The 16696-nt window shown below is 43.5% G+C and carries 17 protein-coding genes; 14 read left to right on the top strand and 3 right to left on the bottom strand.

Annotated elements, in window-relative coordinates:
• Position 1: 1 nt before the first annotated feature.
• From era to O3644_RS04415, 13 genes are all read left to right on the top strand, one after another.
• Positions 2 to 901 (top strand): GTPase Era, encoded by a 900-nt coding sequence (gene era, locus O3644_RS04475; protein ID WP_061909637.1) that lies wholly within the window; start codon positions 2 to 4, stop codon positions 899 to 901.
• A gap of 56 nt (positions 902 to 957) precedes the next feature.
• Positions 958 to 1434, top strand: a complete 477-nt coding sequence (locus O3644_RS04470) for an NUDIX hydrolase (RefSeq protein WP_148888397.1) — start codon at positions 958 to 960, stop codon at positions 1432 to 1434.
• A gap of 27 nt (positions 1435 to 1461) precedes the next feature.
• Complete coding sequence (mutM, locus tag O3644_RS04465) at positions 1462 to 2286, top strand: DNA-formamidopyrimidine glycosylase (RefSeq protein WP_371595155.1); 825 nt, start codon at positions 1462 to 1464, stop codon at positions 2284 to 2286.
• Positions 2287 to 2291: 5 nt separating this feature from the next.
• Complete coding sequence (gene coaE, locus O3644_RS04460) at positions 2292 to 2888, top strand: dephospho-CoA kinase (protein WP_288929223.1); 597 nt, start codon at positions 2292 to 2294, stop codon at positions 2886 to 2888.
• A 10-nt stretch (positions 2889 to 2898) separates the two neighbouring features.
• On the top strand, positions 2899 to 4095 hold the full coding sequence (locus O3644_RS04455; RefSeq protein ID WP_371595174.1) for a multidrug efflux MFS transporter: 1197 nt from the start codon (positions 2899 to 2901) through the stop codon (positions 4093 to 4095).
• Positions 4095 to 4244, top strand: a complete 150-nt coding sequence (rpmG, locus tag O3644_RS04450; protein WP_005590723.1) for a 50S ribosomal protein L33 — start codon at positions 4095 to 4097, stop codon at positions 4242 to 4244. Before O3644_RS04455 ends, rpmG begins: the two co-directional genes overlap by 1 nt.
• 41 nt (positions 4245 to 4285) lie before the next feature.
• Entirely contained in the window at positions 4286 to 4519 is a 234-nt protein-coding gene (secG, locus tag O3644_RS04445; RefSeq protein WP_005590722.1) for a preprotein translocase subunit SecG, read from the top strand.
• An 85-nt stretch (positions 4520 to 4604) separates the two neighbouring features.
• Positions 4605 to 6953 (top strand): ribonuclease R, encoded by a 2349-nt coding sequence (gene rnr, locus O3644_RS04440; protein ID WP_371595154.1) that lies wholly within the window; start codon positions 4605 to 4607, stop codon positions 6951 to 6953.
• Positions 6916 to 7383 carry an SsrA-binding protein SmpB gene (smpB, locus tag O3644_RS04435; protein ID WP_125405829.1) on the top strand — a complete coding sequence of 156 codons (468 nt, stop codon included), beginning with the start codon at positions 6916 to 6918 and terminating at the stop codon, positions 7381 to 7383. The genes rnr and smpB overlap by 38 nt, the downstream gene beginning before the upstream one ends.
• Positions 7384 to 7558: 175 nt before the next feature.
• The gene (locus O3644_RS04430) at positions 7559 to 8623 is read left to right on the top strand and encodes a hypothetical protein (protein WP_371595153.1); all 1065 of its coding nucleotides are present in this window, start codon (positions 7559 to 7561) and stop codon (positions 8621 to 8623) included.
• Between the two features lie 193 nt (positions 8624 to 8816).
• Positions 8817 to 9680, top strand: coding sequence for an SAM-dependent methyltransferase TehB (gene tehB, locus O3644_RS04425; RefSeq protein ID WP_371595152.1), 864 nt, complete (start codon positions 8817 to 8819; stop codon positions 9678 to 9680).
• A 323-nt stretch (positions 9681 to 10003) separates the two neighbouring features.
• A complete protein-coding gene (locus tag O3644_RS04420) occupies positions 10004 to 11710 on the top strand; it encodes a C69 family dipeptidase (protein ID WP_148877583.1) in 1707 nt (568 codons plus the stop codon).
• A gap of 208 nt (positions 11711 to 11918) precedes the next feature.
• The gene (locus O3644_RS04415) at positions 11919 to 13205 is read left to right on the top strand and encodes a U32 family peptidase (RefSeq protein WP_371595151.1); all 1287 of its coding nucleotides are present in this window, start codon (positions 11919 to 11921) and stop codon (positions 13203 to 13205) included.
• A gap of 145 nt (positions 13206 to 13350) precedes the next feature.
• Here the strand turns inward: O3644_RS04415 and O3644_RS04410 are convergent, their stop codons facing one another.
• Positions 13351 to 13707: a hypothetical protein gene (locus tag O3644_RS04410; RefSeq protein ID WP_288930206.1), complete on the bottom strand. Its 357-nt coding sequence runs from the start codon at positions 13705 to 13707 to the stop codon at positions 13351 to 13353.
• A gap of 89 nt (positions 13708 to 13796) precedes the next feature.
• Here O3644_RS04410 and O3644_RS04405 point away from each other — a divergent pair, with 89 nt between their 5' ends.
• A complete protein-coding gene (locus O3644_RS04405) occupies positions 13797 to 14012 on the top strand; it encodes a YdbC family protein (protein ID WP_005590703.1) in 216 nt (71 codons plus the stop codon).
• 20 nt (positions 14013 to 14032) lie between these two features.
• Here the strand turns inward: O3644_RS04405 and O3644_RS04400 are convergent, their stop codons facing one another.
• Both O3644_RS04400 and gorA read right to left on the bottom strand, forming a co-directional pair.
• A complete protein-coding gene (locus tag O3644_RS04400) occupies positions 14033 to 14578 on the bottom strand; it encodes a biotin transporter BioY (RefSeq protein WP_371595150.1) in 546 nt (181 codons plus the stop codon).
• Positions 14579 to 15223: 645 nt separating this feature from the next.
• Positions 15224 to 16573, bottom strand: a complete 1350-nt coding sequence (gorA, locus tag O3644_RS04395; RefSeq protein ID WP_371595149.1) for a glutathione-disulfide reductase — start codon at positions 16571 to 16573, stop codon at positions 15224 to 15226.
• Positions 16574 to 16696 lie beyond the last annotated feature (123 nt).

The following is a 16696-nucleotide window of genomic DNA, read 5'->3' as shown; positions in this document are numbered from 1 at the left end:
AATGACTTTTAAATCAGGCTTTGTAGCCATTTTAGGCCGACCAAATGTCGGCAAATCAACTTTTTTGAATCATGTCATGGGGCAAAAAATTGCCATCATGAGTGACAAGGCTCAAACGACCCGCAACAAGATTATGGGCATTTATACGACGGATAAGGAGCAGATTGTCTTTATCGACACGCCGGGAATCCATAAGCCCAAGACTGCTCTAGGTGATTTTATGGTTGAATCTGCCTATAGCACCCTGCGTGAGGTGGACACGGTTCTCTTCATGGTACCGGCAGATGAGCCGCGTGGCAAGGGCGATGATATGATTATCGAACGCCTGAAAGCGGCTAAGGTGCCAGTGATCTTGGTGGTCAATAAGATTGATAAAGTCCATCCGGATCAGCTTTTGGCGCAAATTGATGATTTCCGTCAGCAGATGGACTTCAAAGAAATCGTTCCGATTTCGGCTCTGCAGGGCAACAATGTTTCCCGTCTGATTGATATCCTTAGTGAAAATCTGGAGGAAGGTTTTCAATATTTCCCAGAAGACCAAATTACCGACCATCCAGAACGTTTCTTGGTTTCAGAAATGATTCGCGAAAAGGTTCTACACCTGACTCGTGAAGAAATTCCCCACTCAGTTGCGGTAGTTGTTGATAGCATGAAGCGAGACGAGGAGACGGACAAGGTCCATATCCGAGCGACGATCATGGTCGAGCGAGACAGCCAAAAAGGCATTATCATCGGTAAAGGTGGCTCCATGCTCAAGAAAATCGGTTCTATGGCTCGCCGCGATATTGAGCTCATGCTGGGAGATAAGGTCTTCCTCGAAACCTGGGTCAAGGTCAAGAAAAACTGGCGAGACAAGAAGCTGGATTTGGCGGACTTTGGCTATAATGAGAAGGAATATTAAAAGAGCAAGAATTGTTCATTTCTGATTATTGATTGAATCGTAGATAGGAAAATTGAATGAACAAAGACTACATTTCCTATATTCGCTCCAAGGTGGGGCATGATAAGGTTATTCTGAATTTTGCTGGTGGAATTCTAGCAGACGAGGACGGCCGTGTGCTTCTGCAGTTACGAGGCGATAAGAAAACATGGGCGATTCCTGGAGGAGCTATGGAGCTCGGGGAGACTTCTCTGCAAGCAGCCGTGCGTGAGTTTTACGAAGAGACAGGCATTGCCGTTGAAGCCAAGCGCTTGCTGAATGTTTATACGAATTTTGATGAATCTTATCCTAATGGTGACAAAGTGCAGACGGTTGTCTTTCTGTATGAACTGCAGGCATTGGAGAATATTGATATTTCCAATTTTCATAATGAGGAAACACTGCGTTTAGTCTTTTTTTCTAAAGAAGAAATAGCAGAGCTGGAAAATGTATCGGATAAACACCGCCTGATGCTGGATGAGTATTTTTCGGACAGCTTTGCTATGGGGCTATGATATTGAGAATACTAAGAAAGGAACTTTATGCCTGAATTACCTGAAGTGGAAACGGTTCGGCGCGGTTTGGAGCGTCTGGTTGTTGGCAAGACGATTAGGCAGGTGCAGGTCCGCTATGCCAAGATGATTGGCGCGGGAGTGGATGCCTTTGTCCACGATTTGCCAGGTCAAACCATTGAAAAGATTGGCCGTCGGGGCAAGTATTTGCTCTTTTACCTGACAGGCGGGGTGCTGGTTTCCCATCTGCGAATGGAAGGCAAGTATCTTTTTTATCCGGATGCGGTGCCTGAGCGCAAGCATGCCCATGTCTTTTTCGAGATGACGGATGGTGGGACGCTTGTTTATGAGGATGTCCGCAAATTTGGAACCATGGAGCTGTTGAGAAAGGATCGGCTAGAGGCTTATTTCACTGCCAGAAAGCTTGGTCCTGAGCCGACAGAGGCGGACTTTCTTTTGCCGCCTTTTGCTGCAGCTTTGAGTCGTTCCAAGAAGCCCATCAAACCCTATTTGCTAGAGCAGACTTTAGTCGTTGGTCTGGGCAATATCTATGTAGATGAGGCCCTTTGGCGGGCGCGGATTCATCCGGCAAGGCCAGCAGCTAGTCTAAAGCCTGCTGAAGTAAAGCGGTTGCGTGAGCAGATTATAGAAGTTTTGCAGCTTGGGATTGAAAAGAGAGGCTCGACCATTCGGACCTACCGAAATGCTTTGGGTGAGGATGGCACTATGCAGGATTTTCTGCAGGTCTATGGAAAGACTGGTCAACCCTGTGCTAGATGCGGCAGCCCGATTGAAAAAATTAAGCTGGGCGGACGCGGTACTCATCTCTGTCCTCATTGCCAGAAAGCGAGGTAGCTGTTGTGGTAAGAATTATCGGTATCACTGGCGGCATTGCCTCGGGTAAGTCAACTGTGACAGATTTTTTGAAGCAGCAGGGCTATCAAGTCATTGATGCGGATCAAGTGGTGCATGAGCTGCAAGAGCCGGGAGGACGACTGTATCAAGCTCTTTTATCCGCTTTTGGTCCAGCTATCTTACGGGAAGATGGCCGCTTGGACCGGGCCAAGCTGGGAGCCATGATTTTTGGGAATCCAGACCTCTTGGCGCAGTCCAGCCAGCTTCAGAACGAGATTATTCGAGAGGAACTGGCTCGCAGACGGGACTTGTTGGCAGAGACGGAAGCTGTCTTTTTTATGGATCTTCCCTTGCTATTTGAGTTAGAATATGATAACTGGTTTGACCAAATCTGGCTGGTAGATGTGACGGAGGAAACTCAGCTCAGTCGCCTTATGAATCGAAATGCTCTGAATCAGGAAGAGGCAGAAAAACGCATAGCAGCTCAGCTATCTCTCCAAGAAAAACGAAAGAGGGCGGACGTGCTGATTGATAATAATGGCTCGCTTGAGGAAACAAGACAGCAGCTTCGCGATGCTTTGCAGAAATTAGAAAGAAGATGATTCTATCACGATACAAGTAAATTGGAAACATAATCTGAAAATCGCCTGGTTTGGGAATTTCCTGACAGGTGCCAGTATTTCTCTGGTCACTCCTTTCATGCCCCTTTTTGTGGAGCAGCTAGGAGCGCGTGGTCATGAGGTGGAGTATTATGCTGGTCTTGGCATTGCTCTTTCGGCTGTTTCGGCAGCCTTTTTATCCCCTGTCTGGGGCAGTTTGGCTGACCGTTATGGCCGTAAACCTATGATGATTCGGGCTGCTACGGCTATGGTCTTTACCATGGGTGGCATTGCCTTTGTGCCTAATATTTTTTGGCTCTTGGTTCTGCGCTTTCTCAACGGCGTTTTTGCGGGCTATGTGCCCAACAGCACCGCCTTGATTGCCAGTCAGGTTCCTAAGGAAAAGACGGGCTATGCGCTGGGAACTTTGGCAACAGGTGTCGTTGCGGGCAATCTCATGGGACCCTTGATTGGTGGAGTGATTGCTGAAGTCTTTGGCATCCGCAATGTCTTTCTACTGATTGGCTTTTTCTTTTTGATTGCGACCCTGATGACGGCTGCTTTCATCCGAGAAGATTTTAGGCCGGTCACCAAGGAAGAGGAGATTGGATTTGGAGAACTGATTCGTCAGATTAGATATCCCAAGCTATTGCTAACTCTTTTTCTGACTAGCTTTGTTATCCAGTTTGCAGCCCAGTCTATTGGTCCGATTCTTTCCCTTTATATTCGGGAGTTAGGCCAAACGGACAATTTAATTTTTGTATCTGGCCTGATTGTTTCGAGTATGGGGCTGTCTAGTATGCTGAGCTCAAGTATTTTAGGTCGGATGGGGGATCGGATGGGCAATCATCGTTTGCTCGTTTTAGCTCAGTTTTATTCTATTATCATTTACCTGCTCTGTGCTCATGCAGGCTCTTCGCTCCAACTCGGTTTTTACCGTTTCTTGTTTGGTTTAGGGACTGGAGCTTTGGTGCCAGGGGTCAATGCCCTATTGAGCAAAATCACGCCTAAGTTTGGGATTTCTCGAATCTTTAGCTACAACCAGATTTTCTTTTATCTGGGTGGCGTCATCGGCCCCATGTCAGGTTCGGCTATTGCAGCGACAGCAGGCTATCATTCAGTCTTTTATGCTACAGCAGGCTTAGTGGGACTGAGTCTCCTTATCAACCTTTTTTGTTTTGGAAATTTATTGAAAAAGAAGGAAATCTAGTGCGCGTTAAAATTCATTTGAAATGCTCCAGTTGCGGCAGTCAGAATTATCTGACCAGTAAGAATAGTAAGACTCATCCTGATAAGATTGAGGTATTGAAGTACTGCCCCAAGGAAAGAAAAGTAACCTTACATCTTGAATCTAAGTAGATTTTATGGTAAAATAGAAAGGATTTTAAGGAGTTTTATTTATGTATAGCCTATTATTAACGATTTTAGTCATTTTATCAGGTTTTATTGTCATTGCTATTTTCATGCAACCAACTAAAAACCAATCTAGTAACGTGTTTGATTCGAGTGCCAACGACCTTTTTGAGCGGTCAAAAGCACGGGGATTTGAAGCTGTGATGCAGCGTCTGACAGGATTTTTGATCTTTGTCTGGTTGCTGATTGCCTTGATATTGGCAGTATTATCTAGTAAATAAAATGGGCTCTGACTTTGTCTTGGCCTTTTTTTAAAGTTTAAAAAGAGGGGAATATCAAGAGCCCCTCATAGTATAGAAAGAAAGTATGAAAGAAGAAATTATAGAATATTTAAAAGAAAAGCAGCAGGCTAGCGTGAATGAGCTGGCGGCTGCTCTGGGGAAAGAGTCTTCCAAGGACTTTAGTGCCTTGGTCAAGACTATCTCCCAAATGGAAAGAAAGCATCAGCTTCGCTTTGATGATGAGGGGCGGATTGAGCTTTATGAGAAGAAAAAGCAAGAGCGTCTGACGCTCAAGGGTGTTTTTCATGCCCACAAAAATGGCTTTGGCTTTGTCACCCTGAATGAAGAAGAGGATGATCTTTTTGTCAGCCGTAATGATGTCAATCATGCCATTGATGACGATACGGTGGAAGTAGTCATTACCAAGGTGGCAGATCGTATCAAGGGAACGTCAGCTGAAGCTAAGATTATTGATATTTTGGAGCACAGCCTGACGTCAGCGGTTGGCCAGCTGGTGTTAGATGAGGAAAAGCCCAAGTATGCCGGCTATATCCGCTCGAAAAATCAGAAAATCAGCCAGCCTATTTATGTCAAAAAGCCAGCCATGGTTCTGGATGGTACAGAGGTGCTCAAGGTCGCTATTGACAAATATCCTACCAAGAAACACGATTTCTTTGTGGCCAGTCTGGTCGATGTGGTCGGTCATGTAAACGATCCAGGTATAGATGTACTGGAAGTGCTGGAGTCCATGGATATTGTCTCCGAATTTCCAGAAAAGGTCTTGGAAGAAGCCGAGCGAGTTCCGGATGCACCTTCAGAGAATGATTTGGAAGGCCGTTTGGACCTGCGTGAAGAGATTACCTTTACCATTGATGGAGCGGATGCCAAGGACTTGGACGATGCGGTCCATATCAAGCGCTTGAAAAATGGTAATTTTGAGCTGGGCGTCCACATCGCAGATGTATCCTACTATGTCAAAGAAGGCTCTGAGCTGGACAAGGAAGCCCTCAATCGGGCGACTTCAGTCTATGTGACAGACCGCGTGGTGCCTATGCTGCCAGAGCGCCTGTCCAACGGAATCTGCTCTCTCAATCCCAATGTAGACCGTCTGACCCAGTCGGCTATCATGGAGATTGATGCCAAGGGGCGCGTGGTCAAGCATACCATCACCCAGTCTGTCATTAAAACGACCTTTCGCATGACCTATAGTGATGTCAACGACATCATCGCAGGAGATCAGGAAAAGGCTGCGCAGTTCAAGGCCATTGTACCTAGCATTGACAGCATGGTCCAGCTGCATGAGATTCTGGAAAGCATGCGATTTAAACGTGGTGCGCTTAATTTTGATACCAACGAAGCCAAAATCATCGTCAACAAGGAAGGCCGGCCAGTGGATATTGTCCTGCGTCAGCGGGGGATTGCTGAGCGCATGATTGAGTCCTTTATGCTAGTGGCGAATGAGACGGTTGCTGAGCATTTTGCTAAGCTAAATCTGCCCTTCATCTACCGAATCCACGAGGAGCCCAAAGCGGAGAAGGTACAGAAGTTTATCGACTACGCCTCTAGCTTTGGGATTCGGATTTACGGAACGGCTAGCTCTATGAGTCAGCAGGCCCTGCAGGATATTATGGAGGCGGTCAAAGACCAGCCTTATGAGGACGTCTTGTCCATGATGCTTCTGCGCTCCATGCAGCAGGCTCGCTACTCTGAGCATAATCACGGCCACTATGGTCTGGCAGCGGAGTTTTATACGCATTTCACCAGTCCGATTCGCCGCTATCCAGACCTTTTGGTTCACCGGATGGTGCGGGATTATGGCAAGTCTAAGGCAATAGCAGAGCATTTTGAGCAAGTGATTCCAGAGATAGCCAGTCAGTCTTCTAGCCGAGAGCGTCGGGCTATTGAGGCCGAGCGTGAAGTTGAAGCCATGAAGAAGGCTGAGTACATGGAAGAATTCGTTGGGGAAGAGTTTGACGGCGTGGTTTCAAGCGTGGTCAAGTTTGGACTCTTCGTCGAACTGCCCAATACGGTCGAAGGCTTGATTCATGTTACTAACCTGCCAGAGTTTTACAGCTACAATGAGCGGACGATGACCCTGCAAGGAGAAAAGTCTGGCGTAGTCTTTAAGGTTGGTCAGCAGATTCGCATCAAGCTGGTCCGAGCGGATAAGGCTACGGGCGAGATTGACTTTGAATACCTGCCTAGTGAATTTGACCTGGTCGAAAAGACTAGCAAGAGTGGCAGAGGCAAGTCAGGCAGAAAGAGACGCCGTGAGGATGACAAGCGCAGCCATTCTTCCAAAGAAAAAGGCTACAGAGATAAGAAAGATAAGAAGTCCAAGAAAGGCAAGAGCCAGAAGGCATTTTACAAGGAACTAGTCAAGAAAGGAGCCAAGCATGGCAAAGGGAGAAGGAAAGGTCGTCGCGCAAAATAAAAAGGCCAGACACGACTACACCATCGTAGACACCATAGAGACTGGCATGGTGCTGACCGGGACAGAAATCAAGAGTGTCCGTGCCGCCCGCATCAATCTCAAAGACGGCTTTGCCCAGATTAAGAACGGTGAGGCCTGGCTCAGCAATGTCCATATCGCGCCTTATGAAGAGGGCAATATCTGGAACCAAGAGCCTGAGCGTCGCAGAAAGCTGCTGCTGCATAAGAAGCAGATCCAAAAGCTGGAGCAGGAGACCAAGGGAACAGGGATGACGCTGGTGCCGCTCAAGGTCTATCTCAAGGACGGCTATGCCAAGCTGCTTCTGGGCCTAGCCAAAGGGAAGCACGACTATGACAAGCGCGAGTCCATCAAACGCCGTGAGCAAAACCGCGACATCGCAAGACAGATGAAGAATTTTAATACAAGATGAAAGACTGGGCGACCGGTCTTTTTTAGGTTTTAACTCTGACTTTGGTTTTATGGTATAATAGAAAGGATGAGGTTTGAGAATGACCACTTTTGGTGAATGATTGATGAAAAAAGTGGAATGACTCCGAGAACTATCAAAATGATGGCTAGATGAATTAAAAACTGGTGGTAAGCAAATGAAACTCAATAAAAAATTTTTCATATTTCTTGGAGGACTTCTTCTTGCTGTAGCGGTCTTGGGACTTGCCATATTTGCTTGGCAGTGTCATTTAAAACAAGATCAGCTTCAAAAAGCTAAGGAAGAAAGAGAAACTTATGAATCCTTAAATTATTATACAGGAACTTTTACTATTGATGATTATTCTTTTCTTGAAAATGGTACAGGGGTAGTGGTTCATTGGAAATCAGAAAATCCAGAGGAAGATGCTTTAGTTCGCAAATATGCTACTCTACCGGCAACCTCAGAGAATCCAACGCATGTGACACGTGGTGCGCATAATCCCAACTATATTGTTCGAGAAAATATCGAACTTCCTTCAATGCCGAATATTATTGATAAAAAAAATGAAGGTAACTATTATACTTTATCCATTTACCATGTTAAGAATCAACAGCTAGAAGGTTATAAAGAAGATTTATATAAATTAGTTTCAGACTATAATTCTCGATATTTACCTAGAGGAATAGATGAAACATTAACTGTCATTGATGGAAATAATTATTTGTCTATTCTTGCCTCTGAGCATGGGGAATATGATAAGTTTCAAACTCTTTGGTACAATCTTGATACGCGAAAAATTGAATGGGAAGATAACAAGATGGCACAATCCCAAAGCCCGACATTTAATTTTAAACTAAATAGGCAACAGTTTGATGAAAAGTTGGGGAATTTTAAATTTCCTATTACATATCCTTTAGGCGAAGCTGTGGATACAAGTTGGATTCGAAATATCTTGATGGCGCAAACAGACCCAAAGGCAGCGGCATTATTGGAAAAAACGAACTCTCAACTTTATATACTTGATAAGAGCGTTAAAGACTATCTAGAGTTTTATAGTCTGTTAGTTCCTTCTAATACAGACTTATATGAAGGTGTAATTCCAGCAAGTATCAGTAAAGACGGATTGGAACATCCTTTTAACTCTAAAGAGGAATTCAACCAGTTTTATGATGAGAGTAAGGATAAGGAATTAATGAAACAAAAACAGAATAAATCAATTTTACAAGAAAGGGTATACTGATGAGTCGTAAAGAGATAGATGCTGAAAAGTAAAAGGAAGTGAACTTCCTATGTGAGAAAGAACTGGCTGATTGACCAGTTCTTTCTTTTTGCAAGGAAGGTCGTTCAATTTGATACTTGTCAAGTCTGCTCTTTTCGAGTATGATAAAGACAGTTAAAATTTTGAAATTTGGCTTTCAGAGAAAGGATTTTTTATGACAGAAAAATTGCTAGCTTATAAACGCTTGCCAGTGTGGACAGCTGAGACCATGCCCGAATTGGTCAAGAACAAGCACAATACCAAAGAGGGAACTTGGGGCAAAATCACTGTTCTCAAGGGACGCCTTAAGTTTGTTGAGATGTCAGAGGAAGGTGAGGAGCTGGCTGAGCACATCTTTGAAGCTGGTCAGGACAATCCTTTTGCCCAGCCCCAAGCTTGGCATCGGGTCGAAGCCTTGACAGATGACCTAGAGTGGTATTTGGAGTTTTACTGTCGGCCTGAGGATTATTTCCCTAAGAAATACGGCAGCAATCCAGTGCACTCAGAGGTTTTGGAAGCTATGCAGACGGTTGGCCCAGGACGGGCCTTAGATCTAGGCTGTGGTCAAGGCCGCAATGCTCTCTTTCTAGCTAAGCAGGGTTTTGAAGTAACGGCCGTAGATCAGAATGAGCTGGCACTGGAGATTTTACGTAGCATTGTCGAGCAGGAAGATTTGGATCTGCCAGTGGGGACTTACGATATCAACTCAGCTAGTCTGACTCAGACTTATGACTTGATCGTTTCTACCGTTGTTCTGATGTTCTTGCAGGCGGAGCGGATTCCAGATATTATCCGCAATATGCAAGAGCATACAGCGCTTGGTGGCTACAATCTCATCATCTGTGCTATGGATACAGAGGATTTCCCTTGCTCTGTTCCCTTCCCATTTACTTTTAAGGAAGGCGAGCTGGCTGAGTATTACAAGGACTGGGAGCTAGTTAAGTACAATGAAAATCCTGGCCACCTCCACCGCCGTGATGAAAACGGGAATCGGATTCAGCTCCGCTTTGCGACTATGCTGGCTAAAAAAGTGAGATAAATTCTTTGAAGCTCAAGTCGGCTCTGCCAAAATCTCTAGTGAATTGCTTATAAATATTTTATAGCAGGATGTTTTCCGATAAGATAAAAAATAATAGCCTTTCCTCTAAATAAGATGGGGCTATTTTTTGTTTATCTGCTCTGATTTGAGAAAAAAGTAGAGGAAATATAGATTAGATAAAAAATATACACAATTTTGTGTAAACGCTTGCAAAAAATTTAGAAAGAGAGTATACTAAAATAGGAATGTTAAGGTATTACGGTTTATGTTGTTTAGACTGGGAGTTGATTCCAGCCCCGCAGATAGTCAAAAGGAGATAGACTATGAAGAAAATACTGCTCAGACTAATGTTCCTTGCAATGTTAGTTGCTCTTTTGCCTGTTCATGTGGCACAAGCGTGTTCTGCGTTTATTGTCGGTAAAGACCTGACAGCAGATGGCTCTACTCTATTTGGTCGGACAGAGGACTATCCCTACGCCCCTGACGGTGGTCGGCACAATCAAAACTATGTAGTTGTGCCAGCTAAGACCTATAAAGATGGCGATAAGATAGAAGACGAGTCAAATGGCTTTACCTATCCGCATTTGGCGAATGAAATGAAATACACAGCTGTCTACGACTCTGATCGTGACAACGGAAGTAACGGAAACTTCGCTGCGCATGGCTTTAATGAACTTGGTGTAGCTATGACAGCGACCGTTTCAGCAACACCAAATGACAAAGTGTTAAAAGAAGACCCACTTGTAAAAGATGGTCTTCCAGAAGCATCATTAGTTGACCTTGCTTTGCCTCGTGCAAAAACAGCACGTGAGGTTATTGAGACAGTTGCGAAAGTTCTTGATGAAAAAGGGTCAGCAGAAGGAAATATCATCGTTGCAGCGGATAAAAATGAGCTATGGTACATGGAAATCCTGTCTGGTCACCAATACGTAGCCATCAAATTCCCAACGAATAAGTATGCTGTCTTTGCGAACACTTACTATCTTGGTCACGTTGACTTGAACGATAAGGAAAATGTCATTGCTTCTAAAGATGTGGAAGAAGTAGCTAAAAAAGCAGACAACTATAAGACTGACAAAGATGGCAACTTTATGATTGCTAAATCTTATGGACCTGATAAATATATGGAACGTAACCGTTCTCGGACCTACGCAGGTATCAAGTGGATGGATCCACAAGCAAAAGTAAATTATGACGATGAAGCTTTTGATCTCTTGCGCGAACCAACTGATCCAAATAAGAAATACACAGTTCATGATGTGATCGCTGAACAAAGAAATCGTTTTGAACACTTGCCAGAATATAAAGCAGATGACTTAGTTGAAGTCGGTAAGAAGATCGATGGCAATGTCTACAAATATGCGCTAGGTAACGAAAACGTAATTGACGCCCACGTTTATCAAATCAAACCAAACCTACCAAATGCCTTTGGCGGTGTTATGTGGCTGGGTCTGGCACAAAGTCGCAACACACCATATGTGCCATTCTATGGTAATGTAGAAGATACTTACGAAGCTTTCAAGAACCGCTCTACTAAATATGACGGAAAATCTTGGTATTGGACTGTTTGGCATATTGACCAAATGGTTATGAAATATCCAGAAATCTTTGGTAACAGCATCCAAGAAAAATGGAAAGAAAAAGAAGCTGAATGGGATAAAGAACAAACTGAACGCGATGCCAAATATGCAAATTACACAGATGAACAAGCCAAAGCCGCTGGACCAGAAGTGACGAAGGAAGCCTTGGAACGATCAGAAAAAATCTTTAAGGAAATCAAAGCAGTCGAAGCAGAGATGGAAGAAAAGATTAAGAAGGAAAAAGGTAAAGATGCAGATCTTGTCTATACAGGCTATAATAAGGCAAACCTCTTAGCTGATGCAGAAAAAGGAAAATCAGCGGATAAAGCTAGCGATACGAAGAAAGATAGCTCAAGTCAAACTACTTGGATTGTCATCGGCGTATTGGTTGTGCTAGTTGCTGGATTCTTCGGATACAAACAATTTAATAAAAAGAAGGAGGAAGAATAAATTTTGAAAGAAAAGCTAGAAGTTTAAGACTTCTGGCTTTTTGCTTGCCTCAACTAATCACACTATATTCTGAAATGTTTATCAAGAAGATAGAGATAGAAGATTAGAATTGTCAAAAAACTAGGCTCCATCTTGCTTTTAGCGGTAAATTGCTATAAAATAGATAGGGTTAAACATCAATACTTTTATATTGCAAATAGGAGAAAAGATGATAAAAAAATTAAAACGTCCAGAGGTACTTTCGCCAGCTGGTACGTTAGAAAAGTTGAAAGTAGCTGTTCGCTATGGAGCAGATGCTGTTTTTATTGGTGGTCAAGCCTATGGTTTGCGCAGCCGTGCGGGGAACTTCACTTTTGAGCAAATGGAAGAAGGTGTCCAATTTGCGGCTGAGCATGGTGCCAAGGTCTATGTAGCGGCCAATATGGTCATGCACGAAGGAAACGAAGCAGGTGCTGGAGAATGGTTCCGTCGTTTGCGAGACATTGGGATCGCGGCTGTTATTGTTTCTGACCCAGCCTTGATTGCGATTGCAGCTTCTGAAGCACCTGGTTTGGAGATTCACTTGTCAACGCAGGCTAGTGCAACCAACTATGAAACGCTTGAGTTTTGGAAAAATCTTGGTTTGACACGGGTTGTTTTGGCACGTGAGGTTTCCATGGCTGAGCTAGCTGAGATTCGCAAGCGTACCGATGTAGAAATCGAAGCTTTCGTTCATGGAGCGATGTGTATTTCTTACTCTGGCCGTTGTACCCTTTCCAATCACATGAGTATGCGCGACGCCAACCGTGGCGGTTGCTCGCAATCTTGTCGTTGGAAATATGATTTGTATGACATGCCTTTCGGACAAGAACGCAAGAGTTTGAAGGGGGAAATTCCAGAAGAATTTTCTATGTCAGCTGTTGATATGTCCATGATTGACCGGATTCCTGATATGATTGAAAATGGTGTCGATAGCTTGAAAATCGAAGGTCGGATGAAGTCTATTCACTACGTTTCTACGGTGACCAATTGCTACAAAGCAGCTGTGGACGCCTATTTGGAAAGCCCAGAAAAGTTTGAATCTATTAAGCAAGATTTGGTAGATGAAATGTGGAAAGTAGCCCAACGTGAGCTGGCAACTGGTTTCTACTATCATACGCCAACTGAGAATGAGCAGCTTTTCGGAGCCCGCCGTAAGATTCCAGAATACAAATTTGTAGCAGAAGTAGTTGCTTATGATGAAGTGACACAAACTGCGACTATTCGCCAGAGGAATGTTATCCATGAAGGCGATCAGGTAGAATTCTACGGACCTGGTTTCCGCCATTTTGAAACCTACATTACTGACCTCCATGATGACAAGGGAAATAAGATTGACCGTGCACCGAATCCAATGGAATTGCTGACGATTACCGTTCCACAGCCAGTTCAACCTGGTGATATGGTTCGTGCCCGCAAGGAAGGTTTAATCAATTTGTATAAAGAAGATGGCACTAGTGTGACTGTTCGGGCTTAATCAGGCGCGAAAGCTGGAGTAATGAGCTCATCAAGTAGGCCTTGCCTACAAGGTGGATACGAATAGATAGCGGAAGTCCTTATTCTAAAAATTCAGCCATTGGCTTTAAAAATAAAACTCTTCAAATCGTTTTTGATTTGAAGAGTTATTTTTTGAATTTGCGGCTTTCGGGTCGAATATCTTTTCTCTGGGCTTCACGGATGTTATTGGGGACTAGACTGATGCGATGGATATCAGGCACACGGATGATGGTCGTCATGCTTTTTTTGAAATTTTTGACAATCAACTGTTGGCGGTCACGGTCATATTTGACAATATCTCCAGTAAAATTTTTATCCAGAAAAATAACATGGACACCAGAATTTTTCCGCAGAGCCAAGTCAATTGTATGTAGGATATGACTCTTGTCGTCCTCTTCCTTATCTGTCTTTTTATAGTTAATGAACTCATTCGTCTTTTGTAAAATCATTTCGAGATATTTTTTCATAGATAAAATCTCCATAACTTGTTACAATATATTATATAATAAAATAAGTAAAAAAGTAAAATCTTTTACGAATAATGAGATAGAAAGTAGAAAAGAGGTAAAGTATGGCAGATTTTAAATTTGAAATCGAGGAGAAATTGCTCGTTTTATCGGAAAATGAAAAAGGCTGGACCAAGGAGCTCAACCGCGTAAGTTTTAACGGTGCGCCTGCCAAGTACGATATCCGAACTTGGAGTCCTGACCACAGCAAGATGGGCAAGGGCATCACCCTTTCCAATGAAGAATTTCAAGTTCTTTTGGATGCATTTAAAAACGGATAGAGAAAACTCTATCCGTTTTTCTATTTCTCTAAAAAATAGGGATGAAAAGCTAGGCTTCTAAATATAGGAATGCTGATGAGCGTGATGGCTACAAGTTTTAAAAGATCTGGAAGAATGAATGGTGTGACACCAACAGCAATGGCTTTAGAAAATTCCATATTAGCTAGAAAATGAAGTCCGATAACTCCACCGACGAAGACCAGTGTATCTCCGAGCAGATTAGCCAAAAGGATCGTGTAAAACTTGCTATCCTGGCTTGTCAGACTGGAAGTAATCAGCGCAAAGAGCAGATATGCCCAAAGATAGCCTGCGCTTGGACCAAAGAGAGCCTGAAATCCACCGCTTCCTCCGGCAAAGACTGGCAGGCCAATAGCTCCGAGCAGTAGATAAAGCAGAACAGACAAGACAGCTTCGCGGGTTTTAAAAATGGTTGCAATTAAACCCACGGCAAAGGTCTGTAGCGTAATGGGAATGGTGCCAATAGAGAAACTAAGCTGGGATAGTACAGCTAAGAATGCAGCGCCAATAGCTGGGAGGGCAAGAAGAAAAGCTTTGTTCTTGTTCATAATAGTAAACCTCTTTTTAAAATTATGGTAACTATTTTAAATCAAAATAAAAAAAAGTCAAGTCTTTTCATATCAGACTAGACAGTTGTTTGTTTATTTCCGCTTTTTGCGGCTCCGAATGAGGAGGAAGATAAAGGCGATTAAGCCAAAAATATTAAAGAAAATGATTCCTAGAGCTGCTAGTAATTTTTTCGTTTTGCTCATTTCCAATCCCCTTTCTCTTAGTATTTCTTACTATCATATCAAAAATACGGTTTCTTGAATAGCAGAAAGGGTAAAAGATGGTTGGGAAGTTATAAATATTTCAAGAAAATAAGACTATCTTCAAAAATTACAATTTATAAGCTTGTCCAGAAGAAGTGAGCCAACTAAATAAAAAAGAGGAAGATCCATTAAATAAATCTTCCTCAATTTTAGAAATAATTTAGAATTTCTTGAATGATAATTGAATTTTGTGCTTTAAAATAAAGAAAGAAGTCAAAGAATAAAGCCAGAATAGTGTGTTTAGCTCTATCTAAATGGCCTAAGACTTCTTTCTTACAAAAATGTAAGATAAAAATCAAAAATGAAAGGATAAGTTATGGTTGCCTTCTCTTCTTTATTTTATGATAATAATGAGCTTTAGAAAGGCCAAAGAGGAAACTTTTAGCGCATGGTGACAAATTCTTCGGAGCCAGTTGGGTGGATGGCAACGGTGGAGTCGAAATCAGCTTTGGTAGCTCCCATCTTAATAGCAACAGCGAAGCCTTGGATCATCTCATCTACGCCATAGCCAATGCCGTGGAGGCCGACAACCTTTTCATCCTGACCAGCAGTGATAAGCTTGAAGCGAGCCTGCTGGCGGTGCTGGGTGACAGCTGAGTACATAGAGGTAAAGCTAGAGGTGTAGACATGAACTTGCTCAGCACCATAATCTCGAATAGCTTCTTCCTCCGTCAGCCCTACTGTGCCAATGGCGGGGTGGGAGAAGACGACAGTCGGAATAGTGGAGTAATCCATCTTGGCATCTGTCTTGCCGTTAAAGAGGCGCTCAGACAGGGTGCGTCCAGCCTTGATTGCTACTGGTGTCAGTTCTTTTTCGCCCGTCACATCGCCCAAGGCATAGATGCCAGGTACGACAGTATTTTGGTATTCGTCCACAGCGATAAAGCCTCGGTCATTTAGGGTAACTCCCGCAGCATCAAGATTGAGCCCTTGGACATTTGGCTTGCGGCCAATAGCCCAAATAATCCGCTCAGCAATATGGCTACTACCGTCTTGGAAGTAGAGTTGTAGTTGGCCATCGGCTAATTTCTCCACTCGTTCGGGTATCTTGTGAGCATGAAGACTAGGACCAGATTTTTCCATCTCAGCCACCAATCCATCAATCAGATAGCTATCGAAATTGCGGAGAGGACGGTCGCGACGGACAAAGAGATCCGTCTTGACACCTAGAGTATGGAGGACACCAGCAAGCTCCACAGCGATATAGCCTGCTCCGACGACGGCAACAGACTTGGGTAGCTCTTCCCAAGCAAAAACATCGTCAGAAGTCTCACCGTATTCGGCACCAGGAATCTGAGGAATGGCTGCATGTGCACCTGTTGCAATTACGATGTGCTTGGCGCGAATCAATTCTCCATTGACTTCGACTGTATGTTTATCAACGAAATGAGCACGACCTTCAATCAGTTCAACGCCGTTGCGTTTGAAGCTGCCATCATAGGATGAGCGAGCGCGGTCAATGTAGGCTTCCCGATTCTTTCGTAAAGTAGCAAAGTCAAAGTGCTGATTTTCTGAAGTAAAGCCATAGTCTGGTCCATAGTGTCGGATGGCCTCGGCAATCTGAGCACCATACCACATGATTTTTTTAGGGACACAACCGACATTGACACAGGTTCCCCCTAATTTCTTTTCTTCAATGACAGCTGCTTTAGCGCCATGCTCACCAGCGCGATTCATGGTAGCAATACCCCCGCTACCCCCGCCAATTGCAATAATATCGAATTCTTTCATAGTTAGATAGAAGCTCCTTTAATCAATATGAAGTAATTGTACCTTTTTTAGAAAATGAATGCAAAAATCTGCTATGATTTAGAGATCCTGCAGCGTTTTTATAGGAAAAATGGTCTTTTAGGG

The organism is Streptococcus sp. 27098_8_113 (genome assembly GCF_041432545.1).
Taxonomy (GTDB): domain Bacteria; phylum Bacillota; class Bacilli; order Lactobacillales; family Streptococcaceae; genus Streptococcus.
The sequence above is the reverse complement of the archived record's forward strand: the minus strand, read 5'-3'. Positions and strand labels throughout refer to the sequence as shown.